A 21,261-nucleotide genomic window follows, 5' to 3' on the forward strand; every position below is an offset into this window, starting at 1 on the left:
CTACTTTCCACCCCGTCTAGACTGCGCCCCATGGACCCCTCGGTGCGCCGTCACTCCTCCCTCGAGGACGCGGACGCCATGCTCCGGCTCCACGTCGCGGAGCTGCTCGGGGTCCCGGCCGACGCGGTGCGCACCGGTCGGCTCTGCCCTCTGTGCGGGTCGAGCGGGCACGGCCGCCCCTGGGCGCGGGTCGACGACCGCCCGGACGACCTCGTCGTGAGCCTCTCCCGCTGCGGGGAGCATCTGGTCACCGCCGTCGCCCGCGGCGGGGCGATCGGCGTGGACCTCGAGTCGGTCGAGGCCGTGGACCGCGGCTGGGACGGGCACCTCGTGCTCCATCCCGCCGAGCCCGAGGACCCCGACCGTCGGGCGGCGGTCTGGGCCGGCAAGGAGGCGGTGCTGAAGATGCTCGGCACCGGGCTCACCGTCCCGATGACCGCGGTGCGCCTCGCCGATCATGACATGCGCGAGCTGCCCGCCCCGCCCGGGCACGTGCTCGCGCTCGCGCGCCGGGCCGTCCGATCCCTCAGCCCCGCACCGGGACCGGCAGCGGCGGCAGCGCCTTCTCCTCCAGCCACACCCGAAACAGGTCCGCGAGGTCCTCGCCGCTGACCTGCTCGGCGTGGGCGATGAACATCTCCGTCGTCACCGAGCCGCCCGTGTGCGCCGCGACCCAACTGCGGAGGATCTCGAAGAACGCGTCGTCGCCCACCCGGACCCGCAGCGCGTGCGCCGTCAGAGCGCCTCGCTTGTAGATCCGGTCGTCGAACATGAGCTTCGCCCCCGGATCCGCCATCAGCAGGTCCTGGGGGAGCCGAGCCAGCTTGGCGTGGTGGTGACGGGCCCACTGCTGCGCCGAGCGCGCGCCGCAGTGCTCGGACCACAGCCACTCCGCGTAGCAGGCGAAACCCTCGTGCAGCCAGATGTCCTTCCACGAGCTCGCCGTCACCGCATTGCCGAACCACTGGTGGGCGAGCTCGTGGGCGACCAGCCGCACCGCGTCCCAGTCCGCGTCCACGAAGTTCGCGCCGAAGGTCGACAGCCCCTGGGACTCGAGCGGGATCTCGAGGTCGTCCGCCGTGATCACCGCGGTGTACGAGGAGAAGGGATAGGGGCCGAAGAGCTCGGAGAAGTGCGAGACCATCTCCGCCTGCCGGCCGAAGCCCGCCGCGAAGTCCCGCTCGTTCCGCCGCGGCGGGGCGACCGTGCGCACCGGCACCGGCGCGCCGGGATGCTCGGACACCGCGTAGCGGCCGATCTGCACCGTCGCGAGATAGGTCGCCATCGGGACCGTCTGCTCGTAGGTCCACGTGGTCGTCGAGCCCGAATGGCGCAGATCGGTGAGCTCCCCGGAGGCCGCGACGTGGTAGTCCGAGCCGGTCGTGAGCGTGATCCGATAGGTCGCCTTGTCATCGGGCCGGTCGTTGCAGGGGAACCAGCTGGGCGCCCCGTGCGGCTGCGCCGCGACGATCACCCCGTCGGTCAGCTCCTCCCAGCCCGCGCTGCCGAGGGTCCGCGAGGGCACCGGTCGCGGCGTCCCGTCGTAGCGGATCCGCACCGCGACCTCCTCACCGGCGCGCAGCGGGTGACGGATCGAGAGCGTCGAGGCGACGTGGGTGAAGCGCGCCGCCCGGTCGTCGACGTGCACCTTCTTCGCGCGCAGCGCATGCAGGTCGAGCCGGAGGCCGGAGACGTCCGTGAGGGCGCGGCAGGTCAGCGTCGCCTCCCCGTCGAGCCGGTTCGAGACCAGCCGATACGTCAGGTGCAGGTCGTAGTGGAGGACCGCGTAGCCGCGGTCCCCGTGTCCTGGCACGTACGGGTCGCTCCCGGCTCTCATGCGTCGTCCTCCCACGGGCCGATCGGGTTCCCGATCCAGCGCGTGCGCGACGGTACACCCTCTCCGCGCATCACCAGCGAGGCGGGGCCGACGGTGGAATGGTCGCCGAGATGCGCGGCGGGCAGGATCACCCCGTTGGGGCCCAGCGTCGCGCCCTCCCCGATCTCCACGGCGTCGATCGCGAGCACCCGGTCGTGGAACAGGTGCGTCTGCACCACGCAGCCGCGGTTCACGGTCGCGCCGGCGCCGAGGCGCACCAGGTCCGTCTCCGGCAGCCAGTAGCTCTCCACCCAGGCGCCGCGACCGATGCGGGCGCCGAGCGCGCGCAGCCACCACACCAGGGCGGGGCTTCCCGTCGTCACCCCCGCGAACCACGGCGCGGCGAGCACCTCGGTGAAGGTGTCGGCGAGCTCGTTGCGCCACACGAAGGAGGTCCACAGCGCATGCTCGCCCTCCCGGTGCCGCCCCACGATCAGCCACTTCGCGAGCACCGCCACGAGAGCGGCCACCACCGATCCGGCCAGCAGCACGGGCCCGCCGAGCAGCACGGCGAGCAGCACGTCCCGCTCGAGCAGCAGCCACAGAGCGGAACCGACGGCGACCAGCAGCAGCGCGGCGGCGAGCAGGGACAGCACCCGGCCGGTCTCGACCAGGCCGCGGAGGACCTGCAGGCGGCGGGGCGGATCATAGGTGCGCGAGGAGCCCTGCTCGTCGGCCGTGCGGCGCAGGCTGCGCGGAGGGCTGCCCATCCACGAGCTCCCGGCCTTCGCCCGCTTGCGGCGCGGCGCCGCGGAGAGCACCGCGACCAGGGACTTCTTGGGGACCTTGCGACCGGGGGCGAGCATCCCGGAGTTGCCCACGAAGGCGCGCTTGCCGACCTTCACGCGCTCGACGCGGATCCATCCGCCGCCCAGCTCGTAGGGGCCGACGAGGGTGTCGTCGGCGAGGAAAGCGTGATCGCCGATGGTCACCAGGGAGGGGATCAGCAGCACCGTCGAGGCCTCCACGCCCGTCCCGACCTTCGCGCCCAGCAGGCGTAGCCAGAGCGGGGTCAGCGCCCCCGAGTACAGCGGGAACAGCCAGGTGCGGGCCTCGTCGAGGACCCGCAGCGTGCCCCAGATCCGCAGGCCCGCGGCGGAGCGCACCGGGACGTGCCCGGGACGCAGCCCGAGGCTTAGCAGCCGCACCAGGGCGAGCACGAGCAGCAGCAGCGCGAGATACCCGATGCCGGCCGCGAGCGGCAGCCACGGAAGGGCCGCGCGCAGCGCCTCCTGCGCCGACCCGGTGCCGCGCAGCGCGGGCAGCAGCACGCTCGCGCCGATCGCCGCGGCCACGGCCGGGAAGGCGGCGATCACCACGCCCAGCAGGCCGTAGAGCGGCAGCCAGAGCGGCGAGCGGCGCGGGGCGCCGTCCTCCCACGGACCACGGGCCTCACCCTGCGGCGCCGCGGGGGATCCGGACCAGAACTCGGCCGCGCCCACCGGGCCGGAGACCGCGGAGCCGGGGGCCAGCTCCGCCCCGCGGCCGATCGAGGTGCCGGGGCCGAGGGTCGAGCGGGCGCCGATCCGGGCCTGCTTGCCGATCTTCACTGTGCCGATGATCAGCCGGTCCCCGTCGACCCAGTGCCCCGCGAGGTCCACCTCGGGCTCGATCGAGGCGCCCGCCCCGACGGTCAGCAGTCCGGTGACCGGCGGCAGCGAGTGCAGGTCCACGGACTTCCCGATCCGGACGCCGAGCACGCGGGCGTACCAGATCATCCAGCCGGCGCCCGCGAGCGGGGTCGCCCGCAGCTCGTCCTGGCTGCGCTCGGCGAGCCACAGCCGCAGATGGGTGAAGCCGCCGCGCCGGTGCGTGCCGGGCCCGACGCCGAGCAGCAGCAGGCGTGCGAGCAGCGCCGCGAGGGTCATCCGCACGGGCGGGACGAGCAGCACCACCGCGGCGGGCAGCAGCACCGGCAGCGGGAAGGAGATCAGCCAGGGCAGGCCGGTGAGGGCCGCGCCGAGCGTCGAGCCGAGCATCAGCCAGGTCAGCCAGCGCAGCGCCGCGAGCGCCCGCAGCGGCACGAGCGCCACCAGCTGGGCGAGCTGGAACAGGGCTCCGACGGGTCGGACCGTGCGGTCGGTGTGCACGGTCCCGCCCTCGAGGGAGTCCAGCAGCCCGGCGAGCTCGCCGAGGGTGGGATGCGTGTAGACGTCGCCGACGGCGAGCTCCGGATGCTCGGTGCGCAGGCGCGAGACCACCTGCGCGGCGGTGAGGGAGCCGCCGCCGAGGTCGAAGAAGTCGTCCTGGGGCCGGGTCGCCGCGGCGCCGAGCACCTCCGCCCAGATCTCCGCGATCCAGGCGGCGGTGCCGGACAGCTCCGAGGCGCCGCCCGCCGCCGTGGGCAGCGGCCAGGGCAGGGCGTCGCGGTCGACCTTGCCGGAGGTGCGGGTGGGCAGTTCCTCGACCACGGCGAGGCGGGGCACGAGCGCTGCCGGCATCCGTTCGCGCAGCAGGGCGCGGGCGGCGTCGGCGTCGAAGCGCTCGTCGACCGTGAGGTAGCCGACGAGGAGCTTGTTGCCGGAGTCGGTGGAGCGTACCGCGGCCGCGGCCGAGACGACGCCGGTCAGCCGCAGCAGCTGGTCGTCGATCTCGCCGAGCTCGATGCGGCGCCCGCCGAGCTTGATCTGGTCGTCGGCGCGACCGCCGAACAGCAGGCCCTCCGGGTCGTTGACCACGCGGTCGCCCGAGCGGTAGGCCCGCTCCCAGCCGAGCGACGGCATCGGCGCGTACGCCGCCGCGTCCTTCTCGGGGTCGAGATAGCGGGCGAGGCCCACGCCGCCGATGATCAGCTCGCCCGTCTCGCCGACGCCGACGGGGACGCCGTGCTCGTCGACCACGGCGAGGTCCCAGCCGTCGAGCGGCAGACCGATCCGCACCGGGTCGGTGCCGTCGAGCATCGCGCCGCACGCGACGACGGTCGCCTCGGTGGGGCCGTAGGTGTTCCACACCTCGCGGCCGGGGGCCTGGAGGCGGGCGGCGAGCTCGGGCGGGCACGCTTCGCCGCCCATGATCAGCAGGCGCACGTCGACGAGCGACTCGAGCGGCCACAGCGCGACGAGGGTGGGGACGGTCGAGACGATCGTGATCCCGTTGCTCAGCAGCCAGGGGCCGACGTCGATGCCGGAGCGCACGAGCGAGCGGGGCGCGGGGACGAGGCACGCGCCGTACGCCCACGCCAGCCACATCTCCTCGCAGCTCGCGTCGAACGCGACGGACAGGCCGGCCATCACGCGATCGCCGGGTCCGATCGGGGCGTCCTGCAGGAACATCCGCGACTCGGCGTCGACGAACGCGGCGGCGCTGCGGTGGCTGACGGCGACGCCCTTCGGGGTGCCGGTCGAGCCGGAGGTGAAGATGATCCACGCGTCGTCGGTCGGCTCGACGTCGCGCAGCGGCGGCAGCTCGCCCGCGTCCGTCGCGGCCGTGGCCGTGATCGCGAGGCCGTCGCCGAGGATCGCCGCGACGCCCGCCTCGGAGAAGACGACGCGGGCCCGCTCGTCGGGGTCGTCGGCGTCGACGGGCACATAGGCGGCGCCCGCGTAGAGGATGCCGATGATCGCCGTGTACAGGTCCGTCGTGCCCGACGCGATGCGCACGCCGACGGTGTCGCCGGGGCGCACGCCCGCCTCCGCGAGACGGTCGGCCAGCTCGGTCGCGGCCTCGTGGAACTCCGTGTAGGTGAGGGTGTCGCGGCCGCTGTCGACCGCGGGGGAGTCCCCGGCGCGCTCCACCGTCTCCCGGAAGACGTCCACGAGGGTGCGGGGGGCGGGGGCGCGCTCGCCCGCGAGCAGCGCGGGCAGAAGGGCGGGACGCGAATCGTGCATCGGAGGATTCTCAGCCATTTCTTCTGTTCTGGCGACAAAAAGCCGCGTCGATGTACCCGACCTCTCAGCAGCGGGGATGCTCTGAGCTGGGTGGGCGCGGCCGAGTCGCGCCGCGGCCGCGCCCTGGACCCTACGGCGCGCGGTGGACCTGCCGACGGCGGCCCGGCGGCGCCGAGGTGAACAGACGGCTCGGGCGCGCGTCTCAACCGGCCTCGAGGGTGCGGATCCCGACGAGCAGGCCGGGGCGCCCGTCGGACAGGATCCCGGGGGCGACGAGGAGGTCCTCGAGGTCTCCGGCCTCGTCCCGCGCCTCGCACTCGACCGGGCGGAAGCGGGCCGGATCCATCCCCCGGGAGCAGGTCACCGACGCCCAGCTCGCGGCGTCCGCGACGGGGACCACCGCCTCCTCGGAGGTGGGGACCGCGAGGGACTGTGCGGCGAGCTCCTCGGCGGTGAGCGGCTCGAACGCGAGCGGGCGCTCGCCGGCGGGGGCAGTCACCCGTCGGCGGCCTGGTCGATGTCGTCGTCGAGCGGGCCTGCGGTGAGCATGACGTCCGCCGCCCGCATCTCGTCCATGGCGGCGGGGAGCTCGGTGCCGGAGGTGAGCAGGAGCGTCAGATGCGTCCCGGCGTGCAGCTCGCCCCCGGTCGGCACCTGCACCACCGTCGCGACCCACGGGGCGTCGTCGTCGAGGCTGGTCGGGCCGCCGGGGCCGGTGCACCGCTTCCAGCTCCCCTCGGGCTGCAGGACCAGGCCCTCCTCGCACTCGGCGTCGGCCTCCGGGGCGCCGAGCCCTGTGGCGAGGAATCCCGCGACCTGCTCGGCGGCCACGGAGGGGGCGCCGTCGCCGACCGTCCCGTCGAGACCGAGGTCGGGGAGCAGGAGGATCCTGGTGCGGTGCGCGCTCTCGGTGCTCCCGCCGCCGTCGGAGCCGCCTGGCCAGCCGTCATCGGTCGTGCCTGCCGCGGCGCCGCCCGTCGGCGGGGCGCACGCGGCGCGGGCGAGGAGCCCCGCGGCGGCGCACGCGAGCACTGCGCCGCGGCGGGATGGGCCGCGGCGGACGGATCTCACGCTGTTTCGGGCGTGGCTGGTGCTGCGGTGCATGGCGCCCCCTCGTGATGATCCCCGCGGCCCACTCTTCCAAGCCGCGGTGTGCGGGTCAAGGGCGGGGATCCCTCGCCGCACCGCCGCCCGACTCCCGTCGACACTGTCATAGTTGTCGGTATTCGCCCGGATACCGACAGCGGGTGCAGCGTCGACGAGCGCAGGGCAGCGCCGCGAGGGCCGCGGGTGCCGCCGTCAGGAGAGGAGCGCCAGCGCGTACACCGCGAACAGCAGCAGATGCACCCCGCCGTGCACCGCGGTGACCCGGGGCGACGCCGCGGAGACCGCCGGGACCGCGAGCGTCACGCCGAGCAGCAGCAGATTGCCGGGCGACTCGGCGAGCACGACGGGGCTGCCGGTCAGCAGCCCGATCACGAGCACCGCGGGGATCGTGAGGGCGAGGGTCGAGACGAGCGCGCCATGGCACAGGTTCACCACGCGCTGCACCTGGCTGGTCAGCGCGGGGCGGTCGAGGATGCGGATCCGGGGCGAGGGGATCATCGGGGCCTCCGTGAGGCCGTCCCCGTCGAGCTCCCGCGCACCGGGTCGTCCCGGCCGCGGCACCCTGCCAGCGTAGCCCGCTCCGACGGCCTCGGTCAGGCAGCGGTGGCCGACCTGACCGGGGCCGCGGCGGGCGCGGGGGTCACCAGGTGATCGCCTCGTCGGCGCTCGGACCGCCGAGCACGTGCTGCGCGCAGAAGGCGAGCACCGCCCGGTTCCACGCCGCGGCGTTGGACGGGGTGAGCACCCAGTGGTTCTCGCTGGTCAGCTGCAGGAAGCGGTGCGGCATGGCCTCCGGCTCGCCGTCCCAGCGGGAGACGAGGTCCCACCACAGGCGCAGCGCCTCGGAGACCGGCACCCGGTAGTCGCGGTTGCCGTGGGTGACGAGCATCGGGGTGGTGATCGCCGCGGCCGCACTATGTGGGGAGGAGGCCGCGTACCACTTCGGGTCCTCGTCCTCGTGGCGGTGCACCCGCATCTTGGAGGCAGCGGCGTCGGTGGTGCGGTGCTGCTGCGGCAGCGCCCACAGCCCGGCGTGGGAGACGATCGCGCCGAACCGGTCGCTGTGCCCCGCGATCCAGTTAGCGAGGAACCCGCCGAAGCTCGCGCCGAGCATCGCCGTGCGCGTCCCGTCCAGCTCCGGCCGCTCGAGCATCGCGTCCAGCAGCGCCTCGCACTCGCCGAACACCACCTCGGGCCGGCGCGGCCAGCCCCGGTTCAGACCCGTGTCGCCGTAGCCGGTGGACATCGCCGGATCCGGCATCAGCACCGCCCAGCCGTGCGCTACCGCGATCCACGGGCACCAGCGCCAGCTCCAGGAGTTGTACGACGCGTGCGGGCCTCCGTGGATCCACAGCATCACCGGGGCCGGATCCGCCGCGCTGGCGGCGGAGGGCACGCAGAGCCATCCCGGCACCCTGACCCCGTCGACCTCGGTCACGACCTTCTGGAGCGTGCCCGGCAGGGCAGCGATCCCGCCCGGGGCCTGCAGCTCGGCGACCGCGCCGTCGGCCGTGATCCGCACCGGCCGGGGCGGCGTCGCCACGTCGCTGCGCAGCGCGAGGACCGCGCCGTCCTCGGCGCCGGAGAGCGAGGAGAAGACCCCGCCGTCGGCGAGGGTGCGCACGGCGCCGGTCGCGGCGTCGACGGCGAGGATCGCACCCGAGGAGTGCAGGTCCCCGGCGGCCAGGAGCGTGCCGGGGCCCGCCCAGGCGAGATCGGTGGGGGTGAGGTCGCCGAGGTCGACGGGAACCACGTCGGCCCCGGCCTCGCCGCCGGTGCCGCGGATCTCGAGGCGGGGGAGGGATGTGGAGGCCGGGGTCGAGTGCGTCCAGCGGAGCACGGCGAGGCGGGTGCCGTCGGGCGAGAACAGCGCGGTGGAGACCTGGGACTCCTCGTCCGCCGCGAGGAGGGTACGGCGCTCGCCGGTGGCCACGTCGAGCAGCATCAGGTCGCTGCGGGTCTCCCCGCCCGGGACCCGCCGGGTCCAGGTGGTCGCGACGGTGCGCGCATCGGGGGAGAGGTCCGCGGAGGCCGAGGTGAGGGCGACGGTGCCGACGCCCGGCGTGAGGTCCGTGATCTCGCCGTCCGGGGAGACGAGCAGCAGGTGCCGCTCCTGGTCGCCGATCTCGTGGTCCCACTGGCGGATCGGCATGCCCGTGTGCCAGATGGTGGTGCGCTTCGCGTCCTTCCGGGCGGTGCGGCGCTCGGCGTCGTCCTCGAGGGTGCCGCCGGGCAGCACCGAGGTCGCGGCGAGCATCGTCCCGTCGTCCGCGACGGCGAGGAGCTCGAGCCCGCCGGGCGCCGACGCGACCAGCCGCGCCTCGCCCGCGACGGGCAGGCGCCAGATCGCGGCCCGGTCCTCCACCGAGCCGCCCTCCGGATCGGGCCGGGTGGAGGTGAACAGCACCGAGCCGTCCGGGGCGGGCCGCGGCCCGCCCTCGCCCTTCTCCGAGGAGGTGAGGCGGCGGGCGGGCGCCGTGCCCGCGGGGTCCAGCTCCCACAGGGCCGACGGGGTCCGCGCGCCGTGCTCCTCGGCCTGCTGGATCGCGGCGATCACGCGGCCGCCCGGGACGGCGGTCACCGCTGCGAGGCGCGACAGGCGCAGCACAGCCTCGGGGTCGGCGAACTCGGGGGAGGGGACGTCGGGGTCGGGGACGGAGCGGTTCTCGGAGGCGGTGTCAGCATCGGTGGCGGTCACCCCCGCCACGCTACCGCCCGGTCACGGGACGGGGGGACCGGGCGGGCGATCGGGTCGTGCCTCGTCCCGCTCCGCCAGCTCCCGCAGCGTGAGCGGTTGGCGCTCGGACGAGCTTGCGGCGTCATGGTCACCTCATCGGGGTCGGTCTCGGATGCCGCCACCGTCATCGGGATCAGGCGACGGCGGCAGTGCCCGCGGAGCGCGGCTCGGCTGCCGTGCGGGGCTCCGACGGGGAGTCGTCGACCGGTGGTGTCGACCCCTCGGGCCGACGCCGGCGCAGGAGCCGCATCGCATTGGCGATCACCAGCAGCACCGAGGCCTCGTGCACGAGCATCCCGATCGCCATCGTCACCCCGCCCGCGAACACCCCCGCGAGCAGCAGCGCCACGGTCGCGACCGCGAGGACGATGTTCTGGCGCATCACCCGCACGGTGCGGCGGGCGAGTCCGAGGGCCTCGGGCAGCCTCAGCAGGTCGTCCTGCATGAGGGCGATGTCCGCGGTCTCGATCGCGACGCCGCTGCCGGCCGCGCCCATCGCCACGCCGATGTCGGCCGTCGCGAGCGCCGGGGCGTCGTTCACGCCGTCGCCGACCATCGCGACCGTGCGGCCCTCGCGCTGCAGTGCCGTGATCGCCGCGAGCTTGTCCTCTGGCAGGAGCCCCGCGCGGACCTCGTCGATGCCGACCTGCGCCGCGACCGCCCGGGCCACGCGCGGATCGTCGCCGGTGAGCATCAGGACGCGGTCCACGCCCTCGCGGTGGAGGCGGGTGATCAGGTCGGCCGCCTCGGGCCGCAGCCGGTCCGCGACGCCGAGCACGCCGATCACCGTGCCGTCGAGCGCGACGGCCATCGGGGTGCGGCCGAGCGCGGCCAGGCGCGCGACCTCCTCATGCACCCCCGCGGGGACGAGGATCCCCTCGCGCTCCAGCAGCGGCAGGTTCCCGACGGCGACGCGCCGCCCCTCGATCGTGGCGACGATGCCCTGGCCGGGCACCGGCTCGGTGTGCTCGGGCAGGCTGCCGGGGACGACGCCCTCCGTCGCCGCGCCCTCGAGCACGGGACGGGCCAGCGGGTGCTCGGACCCGGCCTCCGCGCGGGCCGCCCAGCGCAGCACCGCGGTGCGGTCCAGGTCGGGGTCGAGCACGGTGACGTCGGTGAGATGCGGCCGGCCCTCGGTGAGGGTGCCGGTCTTGTCCAGGGCGACGGCGTCGACCCGCGCACTGGCCTCGAGGAACTCGCCGCCCTTGATGAGCAGGCCGTCCTTCGCGCCACGGCCGATGCCGGCGACGATCGCGACGGGGATCGAGATGACCAGCGCGCCGGGGCAGCCGATCACCAGCAGGGTCAGGGCGAGCACGACGTCGCCGGTGACCAGACCCGCGGCCAGGGCCAGCACGATGACGGCCGGGGTGTACCAGGTGGAGAAGCGCTCCAGGAAGGTCTGGGTGCGGGCCTTCGCGTCCTGCGCCTCCTCGACGCGGTGGATGATCCGGGCGAGGGTTGTGTCGGCGCCGACGCCGGTGGCGCGCACCTGCAGGAACCCGCCGGCGGAGACGGTGCCGGCGAACACGGCATCCTCTGTCCCCTTCGCGGCGGGGATCGACTCGCCCGTGATCGCGGCCTCGTCGATCGCGCCGGTGCCGGCCAGCACCGTCCCGTCGACCGGGACCTTCGCGCCGTTCTTCACGAGCACCGTCTCGCCGAGGCGCACCTCGGCCGCCGGGACCTCCACCTGCTGCCCGTCGCGCAGCACCACGGCGATGTCCGGGGCGGCGGCGACGAGCTCGGCGAGCGCCGATCGGGTGCGGTTCATGGTGCCCGCCTCGAGCGCGTGCCCGATCGCGAACAGGAAGGTCACCGCGGCGGCCTCCCAGTACTCGCCGATCACCAGCGCGCCGACGGCGGCGATCGTGACCAGCAGGTCGATGCCGATGGTCCGCACTCGGAGGGCGCGCACGGCGGCGATCAGGATCGGAGCGCCCGCGACGAGCGCGGCGAGCACCATCAGGGCGTCGGAGGCGAGGAGGAGGAGCGGGCGGTCGAGGTGCAGGCCGAGCTCGCCGTGCCCGGCGCCGAAGGGGTTCTCCCCGGCGCCGAGCGACAGCAGGGCGGCCAGCACGATCAGCGCCCCGGCGAGCAGCGGCGTGCTCCACGGGCCGCGCCACCAGTGCTGCAGGGCGGTCATGACAGGTCCTCTCTGTGGGGTGGGTCGGGGTCAGAACGCCGACGGCGCGGCCGTGTAGCCGGCCTTCGCGATCGCGGCGACGATCTGCTCGGCGGTGGCGACGGCGGGGTCGTGGTCGACCTCGACGCGGCTGGACGCGAACTTCACGGAGACGTCCTGGACGCCCGGGAGGCGGCCGACCTGCTTCTCGATCTTGGTGACGCACGAGGGGCAGCTGAAGCCCTCGGCGCGGAACACGGTGCGGGTGGTGGAACCGGTGGTGGCAGACATCGTGGGCGGCCCTTCCTGGGGTGGGGCGAGGGTCTCTCCCTCGCCGTCACCTCGACCGTAGGAAGGGATACGCGACCCCACCATGACGGCGATCAATCAACCGTAAGAGGTTTCTGACCAGGACCGATGTCCCGTCGGGTCATGCTGCGGCGGGCTATCCTCGCACCATGACCACCCCCGACGGGCGGCGCACCATCCCGCTCGCGGAGGTGACGCTGCCGCACACCTGTCCGGCCCCCGTGCGCCTCGGCGTCCTCGACCGCTCCGCCTACTTCCACGGCCTGAGCGAGGCCGCGCTCGAGCGGATCGACCGCCGCATGCGCACCCTCACGCTCCCGGCCGACGCGCCCGCCTTCCGCGCGGGCGAGCCCGCGGAGGCGCTGTACGTCGTCGCCGAGGGGCGCTTGCGGATCGCGGAGCCGACGCCGTCTGGCGCGCTCGCGGTCACCGACATCCTCGGGCCCGGCCAGATGTTCGGGGCGATGAGCAGCCTCGGCGAGCCGTTCCACCGCCGCACCGCGACCGCGCTCGTGGGCACCTGTCTGCTGCGCATCGGGCAGGAAGCCTTCCGGGAGGTGATGGTCGAGAACCCCGTCGTGGGCCTGCGGGTGGTCGATGATCTCGCCGCGCGTCTCTCCCGTGCGCAGACCGACCTGGGGACGCAGAGCACCGACACCGTCGAGCAGCGCGTCGCCCGCGCCCTGCTGCGCCTCGCCGACTCCCTCGGCGAGGACCGCGGCGCGCAGGGCCTGCTGCTCGAGGTCCCGCTCTCCCGCGCCGACCTCGCCGGGCTCGCGCGCTCCACGCCCGAGTCGGTCTCCCGCGTGATGAGCGCGCTGCGCCGCGAGGGGATCATCGACTCCGGAAGGCGCTGGACCTCGATCCTGGACCGGGACGCTCTCGAGGTGCGGGCCGCGGACGGCGGAGGGGAGAGGTGATGGTGCCCCCGGCAGGATTCGAACCTGCGACACCCGCTTTAGGAGAGCGGTGCTCTATCCCCTGAGCTACGGAGGCGCTGCGGTCGCGTCGCGGGATGTCGTCCCGTGACCGAAGGCCGCGGTCATCGTAGCGCTCCGTGACAGGATCGACCCATGTCGAGCCGCGCACACGTGCCCACCGCCACCGTGATCCTCGCGGGCGGTGCGTCCGCCCGTCACGGCGGGGTCGACAAGACCCGCGCCGAGGTGGGCGGGGCGAGCACCCTCGAGCGGGTGCTGCGGGCCGCGCCCGTCGGCTCCCGGATCGTCGTCGGTCCCGAGCAGGCCGACGGGGCCCGCCTCGCCGAGCGCTTCGGCGCCCGCTTCGTGCGGGAGGATCCCGCCGGTTCCGGCCCGCTCGCCGCCCTCGCCCGCGGCGCCGCGGAGACGGGCGACGAGCACGTGGTGCTCGTCCTCGGCGGGGACCTGCCGCTGCTGCGCGCCGAGACCCTCGACCGGCTCGTCGCTGCCGCTGCCCGCACCGGCCGCGTCCACTGCCTCGATCTGCTGATCGCGGCCTGGCCCGTCGCCCGGCTCCGGGCGGCCCTCGAGGAGGTGCGGGGCGCCGACGGCACCTGGACGGACCTGCCCCTGCGCCGCCTCTATGCCGCGCTCGACGAGACCGAGCTCGTGCGCGAGGAGCCCGTCGGCGCCGAGGGGGAGGACATCGACACCCCCGCCGAGCTGGACCGGGCCCGGGCCGCCGCCGGGCCGCGGATCGCCCTCGCCCAGATCATCGTCCACGAGGACCCGGAGCGGACCCTCACGGGCGTGCGCTCCGCCGTCGGCCGCGCCGCCGAGGCGGGCGCCGACCTGGTGCTCCTGCCCGAGGCGACGCTCACCCCCTTCGGCACCGACCTGCGCGCGGCGGCCCTCGCCCGTCACGAGGAGTTCGAGGACGAGATCCGCCGCCTCGCCGCCGCGCATCGCCTCGTGGTCGTCGCCGGTTCTTTCACCCCCACCGCGGACGGTCGCGTCCACAACACGCTCATCGCCCGCGGCGACGGCGTGGACGTCGACTACCGCAAGATCCACCTCTACGACGCCTTCGGTGCCCGCGAGTCCGAGACCGTCGCCCCCGGCGACCAGCTCGTCACCCTCGAGCTGCGCGGCACCTTGCTGGGCTTCGCCACCTGCTACGACGTCCGCTTCCCCGAACAGTTCACCGCCCTCGCCCGGCGCGGCGCCCAGGCGATCCTGCTGCCGCTCGCCTGGGCCGAGGGGCTGGGGAAGGTCGAGCAGCTGCGCCTCCTGCTGCGCGCCCGGGCCCTCGACTCCACGAGTCTCCTGCTCGCCGCCGACCAGGCCCCCGACCCCGCCTACACCGGTCGGGCCGCTCGCGGGGTGGGGCACAGCGCCGTCATCAGCCCCCTCGGCGAGGTCCGCCAGGAGCTCGGCCGGGAGGAGGGGATGCTGGTCACAGACCTGGATCTGACCGAGGTCGCCGCAGCCCGGGCGGCCCTGCCGGTCCTGGAGCACAGTGGTAGCCTGCCGGGGTGACTATCGCCCTCCGTCGCCCCCAGGTCCTGCTGTCCCTGCTCATCGTGGTCGTGATCGCCGCGCTCTCGCTGCTGCCGGCTCCGGCCCGCGCCCACGACACGCTCATCTCCTCCGACCCGGCCGACGGCGCGGCGGTCGAGACCTCGCCCGAGCAGATCACCCTGACCTACTCGGCGGACCTGCTCGACGTGAGCCCCGTGGTGCGGATCGTCGACGCCGACGGGGAGACGGTGCTCGAGGAGACGCCCACCATCGACGGCCCCACGGCCGTGCTCGATCTCGCCGAGCCGCTGCCCGCCGGGGAGTACGAGATCCAGTGGCGCGTGGTCTCCTCCGACGGCCATCCCATCGAGGGCACCCTCGCCCTCACCGTCGAGAACGAACCCGCCGCGGGCGACCTCGAGCCCGCCGGGGAAGAGACCGCCGGGGAGAAGACCACGGCTCCCGCCGCGAGCGATGCCCGATCCGATGCTCCGACCAGCGCGGAGACCACGTCCGAGGCGACCGCCGCGGAGGAGCAGCAGGGCTCCGGCGGCCTCCCGGCGCCGCTGCTGATCGGCATCGGCGTGGTCATCATGATCGCGGCCGGCGTCGGCGTCGCCCTCGCCACCCGCAGGAAGTCCTGACCCGGCGCGGCACGACACCTCGATAGCTCGACACCCCGAGACCCCGAGACGGAGCGAGGGCCCCGACGCGTTCGCGTCGGGGCCCTCGCGTGGTGCGGGTCCGGGGATCAGAGGCCGAACTTGTCCTTCGCGGCCTCCACGCCCTCGTCGACCTGACCGTCGACGTTGTCGGGGGTGCGCTCCTTGATCTGCTCGCCGGCAGCGTCGAGCGCCTGCTCGACCTGCTCCGGGTTCTCCTCGGCGAGACCCTTGGCCTTGTTCAGCGCGTCATCGAAACCCATGATGGACATCCTTTCGTTGAGCGGAAGCGCCCCGGTTCGAGGCGACGCCGCCAACGTACGACGGCCCCGATCGTGACTCAAACGAGACCTGGGAACTCGGCCTCGGAGTGATCGAACATGCGCATCGGGCGGCGATCCGGGCGGCGTCCGCGCAATACTGACTGCGTGACCATGCGCAGCGCCCCCGTCGGCAAAGACCGCTCCGCCCGCTGGGACCATGTCCTGGCGAGACTCTCGGAGCTCAAGCGGCTCAGCGTCGCCGAGGTGGCGAGCGATCTCGGCATCAGCGAGTCCACCGTGCGCCGCGACTTCGTGGAGATGGAGCGGGCCCAGCTCGCCCGCCGCACCCACGGCGGGATCGTCGCCGTGGACGTCGCCTACTCCCTCGCCACCGGTCCCCGGGCGACCGACACCTCCGGCGGCGACCGGGAGCGGATCGCGGAGCGGGCCGCGAGCCTCGTCGAGGCCGGACAGACCATCGGCTTCAACGGTGGCCGCACCACCACCTCGACGGCGCGGCGCGTCGTCTCCCGGCCGGACATCGACTCCCGGGACGGCATGCCCGGGCTCACCGTCGTCTGCGCCGCGCTGAACATCGCGACCGAGGCGGTGCTGCGCCCGCACGTGCGCACCGTCGTCCTCGGCGGCGTCGCCGAGCCCTACTCCTTCGAGCTCACCGGTCCTCTCGCCACCGCCACCATGCGCGACCTGTGGCTGGACACCATGTTCGTCGGCACCATCGGCCTGGACGTGCAGGCGGGGCTCACCTGCCACTCGGAGGCGGAGGCCGGCGTCACCCGGATCATGATCGGCCACTCCCGGCGCGTCGTGGGTCTCGCCACGGCCGACAAGATCGGCGAGCGCGCCCTCGCCGGGATCTGCCCCGTCTCCGTGCTGACCGACCTGGTCATCGCCGGGGAGATCACCGAGGAGCTGCGCGAGCATCTCACCGAGCACTCGGTGCGGCTCCACGAGGTCTGAGCCGCGCCCCGGTAACCTCGGGACCCATGATGTGGAACCTCCTGCGCGGCAAGAAGCGCCTCCCCGACCCGGCCGCGGAGGTCGAGCAGAACACCGACCCGGAGCCCGCCCGGCGGGACGACGCCGCCCGCACCGAGGAGCCGGCCGCCCGGACCGCCCCGGCGTCCCCGGCCTATGAGCTAGTCGTCGCGCGACACCTCGAGGAGGTCGGCGCCGGCATCGCCCCCGAGCAGGACGAGGAGGACCTCCTCCAGCAGCGGCGCGAGCACCGTCCACTGAGCCGGGAGGACCGCGTCGCCGATGCCCTGGACCGCTGGACCCAGGAGATCACCGGTGGCGGGACCGCCCCCTCCTTCCTCACCCAGATGCGGGCCGGGCCCACCGTCCTGGACCTCACCCACTCGCACCCCTCCGGCCTCGCCCAGCTCCTCGCCGGTCGCGGGCCGACGCGCCTGTCCTCCCTGGTGCGCGAGGTCGGCGCGCTCGCCGACGCCCGCGCCCACGCCCGCACGATCCGCGAGATCGCCGAGCGGCACGCGGAGGACGTGGGCCTGACCACCTGCCATCTCGGCATCGGCGAGGCGACCTGGCTGCCGGCCGACGGCTCGGCCCCGATCCATGCCCCGGTGCTGGTCCGCCCCCTCACGCTGCGCTTGCGCGGTAACGCCCGCGAGGACGTCGACCTCGAGGTCGACGCGACCGCGGACCTGAACCCCGTGCTGCTCCGCTCGCTGCGCGAGGCCGGGGTCGCGGTCGACGCCCGCGCGCTGCTCGCCACCACCGACGGCGCCCACGGTTTCGACCCGAACCCGGTCCTGGACGCCTTCCGCGCCCTCGGCCAGCCGCTGCCCGGTTTCCGCATCACCCATGCGCTCGTGGTCGGCAACCTCATGGACGCCGCCGGCTCCGTCGCCCAGGACCTCGCCGCGGATCGCACGGACTGGGCCGCCTCACCGCTGGTCGCCGCGCTCTCCGGCGACCCGGAGGCGCGGTCCGTCGTGCGCGGCGACGCGGAGAGCGACGTGCCCGCGATCGACGAGCAGGAGCTCGTCGCCGCCGTCGACCCCGACCACCTCGCCGTCCTCGAGCGGGTCCTCGCCGGCCAGGACCTCGCGGTCGCCGCCCCGCCCGGCGCGGCCTCCCTCGACCTGGTCGTCGACCTCGCCGAGGAGCTCAACGCGCGCGGCCGCAGCGTGCTGATCGTCTCCGAGCGTCGCCGCAACCTCTCCCGCCTGCTCGAGCTCGCCCAGTCCCGCGGCCTCGAGGAGCTGGTCTTCGACCTCTCCCCGGACCCGTCCCTGCAGCGCAACGCCTCCGCGGCCCTGCTGCGCAGCCTGCGCCAGGCCGGCTCCCACGGCCTCGGCCCCGAGGCGGAGGCCCCCGCCGAGCTCGCCGAGACCCGCGAGATCCTCGCCGGGCACGTCGAGGCGATGCATCGCGTGCAGGAGCCGTGGCAGGCCTCCGCGCACGACGCGATCTCAGCCCTCGCCGCCCTCACCCGGCTCCGCCCCGCCCCCCGCACCGCGGTGCGGCTGCGCTCCGACGTCGCCGCGTCGATGGTCGGCGAGGAGCGGGAGCGGTTCACCGCCCAGCTGCGCGAGGCCGCCGAGGTGGGCGTGCTCAGCACGGGGCCCGAGGAGACCGCCTGGTACGGCGCGCCGATCAGCTCCGACACCCAGGCGGAGCGGGCCCGCGAGCTGCTCGAGCAGTGGCGCGACGAGGTGCTGCCCCGGCTGCGGCGCGCGTGCGCCGCCTGCGGGGAGCAGCTGGGACTGCGCGAGCCGAGCACCCTCGAGCAGCTCCAGTCCCGCCTGGCCCTGCTCGACCGGGTGCGGGCGCTGCTCTCCGGCTTCCAGGCCGCCGTGTTCCGCGCGCCGCTCGCCGATCTCGTGGCCGCGACCGCCGAGAAGTCCTGGCGGGTCGAGCACGGGGTGAGCATGGGCTTCGGCGTGCGCCGCCGGCTGCGCCGCGAGGCCGCGGCCCTGCAGCGCCCCGCCTCCGTGTCCCCGGACCTGCATCGCGACCTCGTCGAGGCGCGCGCCGTCGCCGATGCCTGGAGCCGTGACGCGCTGACCGGCAACGGCACCCCGGCCCTGCCCGCGGATCTCGACGCCGCCCATCGCGCCGCTCAGGACGCCCAGCGGGTGCTCGACGAGCTGGCCGTGCTCCTGGACGGCACGCCCGCGGGAGCGGACCTGCCGCGCGCCGACCTCGACGAGCTCGAGCGCCGCGCGGAGGCCCTGCACGCCGACCGCGGTGACCTCGAGTCGCTGCCGCGCCGCACCGAGCTGCTGCGCCGGCTGTCCTTCGACGGCCTCGGCGAGCTGGTCGAGGACCTCCGCGCCCGCCGCGTCCCGGCCGAGCAGGTCGGCGCCGAGCTGGAGCTCGCGTGGTGGCGCAGCGTCCTCGAGCTGATCGCCGGCGCCGAGCCCACCATCTCCCAGTACGACGGCACCTCGCTGTCGCAGGTCGCCGAGCGCTTCCGCCGCCTCGACGCCGCGTATCTGCGGGAGTCCGCCTCGCGCGTCCACGCCGCCGCCGATGAGGCGCGGGTGGCGACGATGAAGACCTACCCGGACACCTCCCGGGCCGCGATCGCGGAGCTCGCCCGCTCCTCGACCGTCTCCATCCGGGACCTCGCCGCGAAGTACGAGGACATCCTCTTCCAGGCGCGTCCCGCCTGGCTCGCCTCGCCGTATCTCGTGCCGCAGGTGATCCCGCGCGGCCGCCACTTCGACGTGCTCATCGTCGCCGACGGCGGCCGGCTGCCGACCGCTGCGGCACTGCCCTCGATCGTCCGCGCCGAGCAGACCGTCGTGGTCGGCGACCCGCTCGAGTACGGCGAGGACTCCTCCTCGAGCCTGCTCGACGACATGCTGCGCATCGCCCCGCACGTCGAGCTGCGCCGCGATCCCCGGCCCGCCGCCGAGGGGCTGCGCGCCTTCGCCCAGCGCCGCGCCCTGAGCGGCGAGGTGGTCGCCGTGCCGCGGCCGACCGCCCCCGAGCCCGACCGGCTGGTGCTGGTGGAGAACGGGCGCGGCCCGGTCACCGAGTCGATGGAGTACGTCGAGAGCACCGAGGCCGAGCTGCGCCGGGTCACCGATCTCGTCATCGAGCACGCCCGCACCCGTCCCGAGCGCTCCCTCGCCGTGCTCACCTTCACCCAGACCCATGCCCGCCGGCTCATGGAGCGGATCATGAACACCGTCTCGGTGATCCCGGCGCTGCGCGAGTACTTCGACCCGGGCGCCCGCGAGGTCTTCACGGTGCTGCCGGTCGCGCAGGCCACCTCGATCGTGCGCGACGACATCATCGTCTCCGTCGGCTTCGGCAAGACCCCGCACGGCCGTGTGCTGCACCGATTCGGCCCGCTTTCGGAGTCCGGCGGCCGCAAGGCCCTCGCCACGGTGATCACCCGGGCCCGCGGCCGCACCACCGTCGTCTCCTCCCTCGACCTCGAGGACCTCGACCTCGGACGCCTGCGCAGTGACGGAGCGAGGGACCTCCGCGCCCTGCTCTGGGTGCTGCGCGGCGGGCCCGATGTGGAGGTGACCCCGCACGTCACCGCCCTCGCCGCCTCCGGTGAGGAGTCCGGCGCCGACGGGCAGGCGCGGGCCGACGGTCAGGCGCAGGCCGCGGCGCTCTCGGCCGAGGACGACGACCTCGACGCCGCGATCGCCGCCGCCCTCGGGGAGGGGGCCGCCACGGCCGCCCCCGCAGGGGAGACCTCGCGCACGGCTGCGGGCGCGGGCAGCGGCCACGGTGCGGACGTGGCCGTCGCCGAGACGGAGCTCGACGACCCCGCGGCGGAGGCCGCAGTGCGCGGCTCCGATCCGATCGCGGACGCCGGTGCCACGACGGAACCCGGCGCCGCCACGGACCACGATCCGGCGCAGGCCCCGTCGGCCGGTGAGAGAGAGGACCCCGCGGAGTCGGCGTCGGCCGTCGAGGCGCCCGCTCCCGCGGAGCCCGCCGACGATGCGGAGCCCGCCGAGGAGCCCGCCGCCCCGAGGACCCTCGAGACCGACGCCCTGGTGCGGGATCTCGCCGACCGCCTGTGGCGTCTGGGTCTGCAGGTCGAGCGCGACTTCGGCCTCACCTCGGACCGGATCGAGCTGGCCCTCGGCCATCCCGACATGCCCGGCCGACTGCTGCTCGCCGTCGACACCGACGGCGCCCGCTATGTCGCCACCGAGGGACAGCGCGAGCGCGACCGGCTCCGCGCCGAGCGCCTCGAGGCCGCCGGCTGGGCGACCGAGCGGGTCTGGTCCTGGGCGCTGTTCATCGACCCCGACGGCGAGGCGGAGCGGATCCGCCGGGCCGTCGAGCGGGCGCTGCGCCTCGTCCAGGAGGAGGAGCACACGGGGTCCCCGCAGGGTGTCGGCACGATCCGCCACCGTCTGCCGCGACCGCAGATCCCCGCCGGTCACCCGTTGTCCTTCTACTCGAGCGAGGACCTCGACGCGGTGGTCGAGTACATCTGCTCCGACGGCCGGGCCCGGCTCGAGGAGCACCTGGCCACCGAGGTGCGGAGCTTCCTCGGCTTCGAGCAGCGCTCGGTGCTGCTGGACGTCTCCGTCTCCAGCGCGATCCGCCGCTACCAGGAGCGGCAGTGAGCGGGAGGCGGGTCGTCATCTCCTCCGTGACCGGGAAGCCGATCGACTGGGAGGAGCGGGACGGGCCCGCCCCCGCCGCCACGCGCGGCGAGGCACCGAAGGTGCTGCCTGATCGCCTCGCCGAGGACGCCCCCGAACCCGGGGCCGACGAGTCCAACGACGCCCGTCTCGCGGGCGACGTGCCCCCGCACTGGGGTCGCGGCCGCTGAACCGGCGGGGAGGGGCCCGAGGGCCACGCCCGATCCGAGAACGCGAGCGCGGAGTCGGTCACTCGCCGCTGCGTCCGACAGGGGAGGGGGGATCCCCGCTCCGTAGGC

General features: G+C 74.9%; 16 protein-coding genes and 1 tRNA gene. 7 read left to right on the top strand and 10 right to left on the bottom strand.

The annotated features are described in order from the left end of the window. Window positions 1-30: 30 nt before the first annotated feature. A complete protein-coding gene (locus V1260_RS13760) occupies window positions 31-612 on the top strand; it encodes a 4'-phosphopantetheinyl transferase family protein (protein ID WP_329747395.1) in 582 nt (193 codons plus the stop codon). On the opposite strand, the gene V1260_RS13765 is transcribed toward V1260_RS13760, so the two are convergent. From V1260_RS13765 to V1260_RS13800, 8 genes are all read right to left on the bottom strand, one after another. Beyond that, a complete protein-coding gene (locus V1260_RS13765; RefSeq protein ID WP_329747396.1) occupies window positions 527-1,837 on the bottom strand; it encodes a M1 family metallopeptidase in 1,311 nt (436 codons plus the stop codon). The genes V1260_RS13760 and V1260_RS13765 overlap by 86 nt on opposite strands. Next, window positions 1,834-5,703, bottom strand: a complete 3,870-nt coding sequence (locus tag V1260_RS13770; protein WP_329747397.1) for a Pls/PosA family non-ribosomal peptide synthetase — start codon at window positions 5,701-5,703, stop codon at window positions 1,834-1,836. Before V1260_RS13770 ends, V1260_RS13765 begins: the two co-directional genes overlap by 4 nt. 202 nt (window positions 5,704-5,905) lie before the next feature. Continuing rightward, window positions 5,906-6,202 (bottom strand): hypothetical protein, encoded by a 297-nt coding sequence (locus V1260_RS13775; RefSeq protein WP_329747398.1) that lies wholly within the window; start codon window positions 6,200-6,202, stop codon window positions 5,906-5,908. Next, window positions 6,199-6,807 carry a hypothetical protein gene (locus V1260_RS13780; RefSeq protein ID WP_329747399.1) on the bottom strand — a complete coding sequence of 203 codons (609 nt, stop codon included), beginning with the start codon at window positions 6,805-6,807 and terminating at the stop codon, window positions 6,199-6,201. The genes V1260_RS13775 and V1260_RS13780 overlap by 4 nt, the downstream gene beginning before the upstream one ends. A 195-nt stretch (window positions 6,808-7,002) precedes the next feature. Further along, window positions 7,003-7,308 (bottom strand): hypothetical protein, encoded by a 306-nt coding sequence (locus tag V1260_RS13785; protein WP_442878162.1) that lies wholly within the window; start codon window positions 7,306-7,308, stop codon window positions 7,003-7,005. Between the two features lie 142 nt (window positions 7,309-7,450). Further along, on the bottom strand, window positions 7,451-9,508 hold the full coding sequence (locus V1260_RS13790) for a S9 family peptidase (RefSeq protein WP_329747400.1): 2,058 nt from the start codon (window positions 9,506-9,508) through the stop codon (window positions 7,451-7,453). A gap of 172 nt (window positions 9,509-9,680) precedes the next feature. Next, complete coding sequence (locus tag V1260_RS13795; RefSeq protein ID WP_329747401.1) at window positions 9,681-11,693, bottom strand: heavy metal translocating P-type ATPase; 2,013 nt, start codon at window positions 11,691-11,693, stop codon at window positions 9,681-9,683. Window positions 11,694-11,723: 30 nt separating this feature from the next. Then, on the bottom strand, window positions 11,724-11,963 hold the full coding sequence (locus V1260_RS13800; protein ID WP_329747402.1) for a heavy-metal-associated domain-containing protein: 240 nt from the start codon (window positions 11,961-11,963) through the stop codon (window positions 11,724-11,726). A 167-nt stretch (window positions 11,964-12,130) separates the two neighbouring features. On the opposite strand from V1260_RS13800, the gene V1260_RS13805 reads away from it, so the two are divergent. Then, window positions 12,131-12,901: a Crp/Fnr family transcriptional regulator gene (locus tag V1260_RS13805; protein WP_329747403.1), complete on the top strand. Its 771-nt coding sequence runs from the start codon at window positions 12,131-12,133 to the stop codon at window positions 12,899-12,901. On the opposite strand, the gene V1260_RS13810 is transcribed toward V1260_RS13805, so the two are convergent. Beyond that, window positions 12,902-12,977: transfer RNA gene (locus V1260_RS13810), tRNA-Arg, on the bottom strand. Window positions 12,978-13,054: 77 nt separating this feature from the next. On the opposite strand from V1260_RS13810, the gene V1260_RS13815 reads away from it, so the two are divergent. Next, window positions 13,055-14,440, top strand: coding sequence for a nitrilase-related carbon-nitrogen hydrolase (locus V1260_RS13815; protein WP_329747404.1), 1,386 nt, complete (start codon window positions 13,055-13,057; stop codon window positions 14,438-14,440). Further along, window positions 14,437-15,066, top strand: a complete 630-nt coding sequence (locus tag V1260_RS13820; RefSeq protein ID WP_329747405.1) for a copper resistance CopC family protein — start codon at window positions 14,437-14,439, stop codon at window positions 15,064-15,066. Before V1260_RS13815 ends, V1260_RS13820 begins: the two co-directional genes overlap by 4 nt. Window positions 15,067-15,173: 107 nt before the next feature. On the opposite strand, the gene V1260_RS13825 is transcribed toward V1260_RS13820, so the two are convergent. Continuing rightward, window positions 15,174-15,347, bottom strand: coding sequence for an antitoxin (locus V1260_RS13825; RefSeq protein ID WP_329747406.1), 174 nt, complete (start codon window positions 15,345-15,347; stop codon window positions 15,174-15,176). A 171-nt stretch (window positions 15,348-15,518) separates the two neighbouring features. On the opposite strand from V1260_RS13825, the gene V1260_RS13830 reads away from it, so the two are divergent. From V1260_RS13830 to V1260_RS13840, 3 genes are read left to right on the top strand one after another with little or no spacing between them, the layout of a single operon-like run. Then, window positions 15,519-16,328, top strand: coding sequence for a DeoR/GlpR family DNA-binding transcription regulator (locus V1260_RS13830; protein WP_329747523.1), 810 nt, complete (start codon window positions 15,519-15,521; stop codon window positions 16,326-16,328). Between the two features lie 26 nt (window positions 16,329-16,354). Beyond that, entirely contained in the window at window positions 16,355-20,944 is a 4,590-nt protein-coding gene (locus V1260_RS13835; RefSeq protein WP_329747407.1) for a hypothetical protein, read from the top strand. Then, window positions 20,941-21,153: a hypothetical protein gene (locus V1260_RS13840; RefSeq protein ID WP_329747408.1), complete on the top strand. Its 213-nt coding sequence runs from the start codon at window positions 20,941-20,943 to the stop codon at window positions 21,151-21,153. Before V1260_RS13835 ends, V1260_RS13840 begins: the two co-directional genes overlap by 4 nt. Window positions 21,154-21,261: the final 108 nt, after the last annotated feature.

Origin of the sequence: Brachybacterium sp. J144 (genome assembly GCF_036321705.1) — a bacterium.
In the GTDB taxonomy this organism is placed as follows: Bacteria; Actinomycetota; Actinomycetes; order Actinomycetales; family Dermabacteraceae; genus Brachybacterium.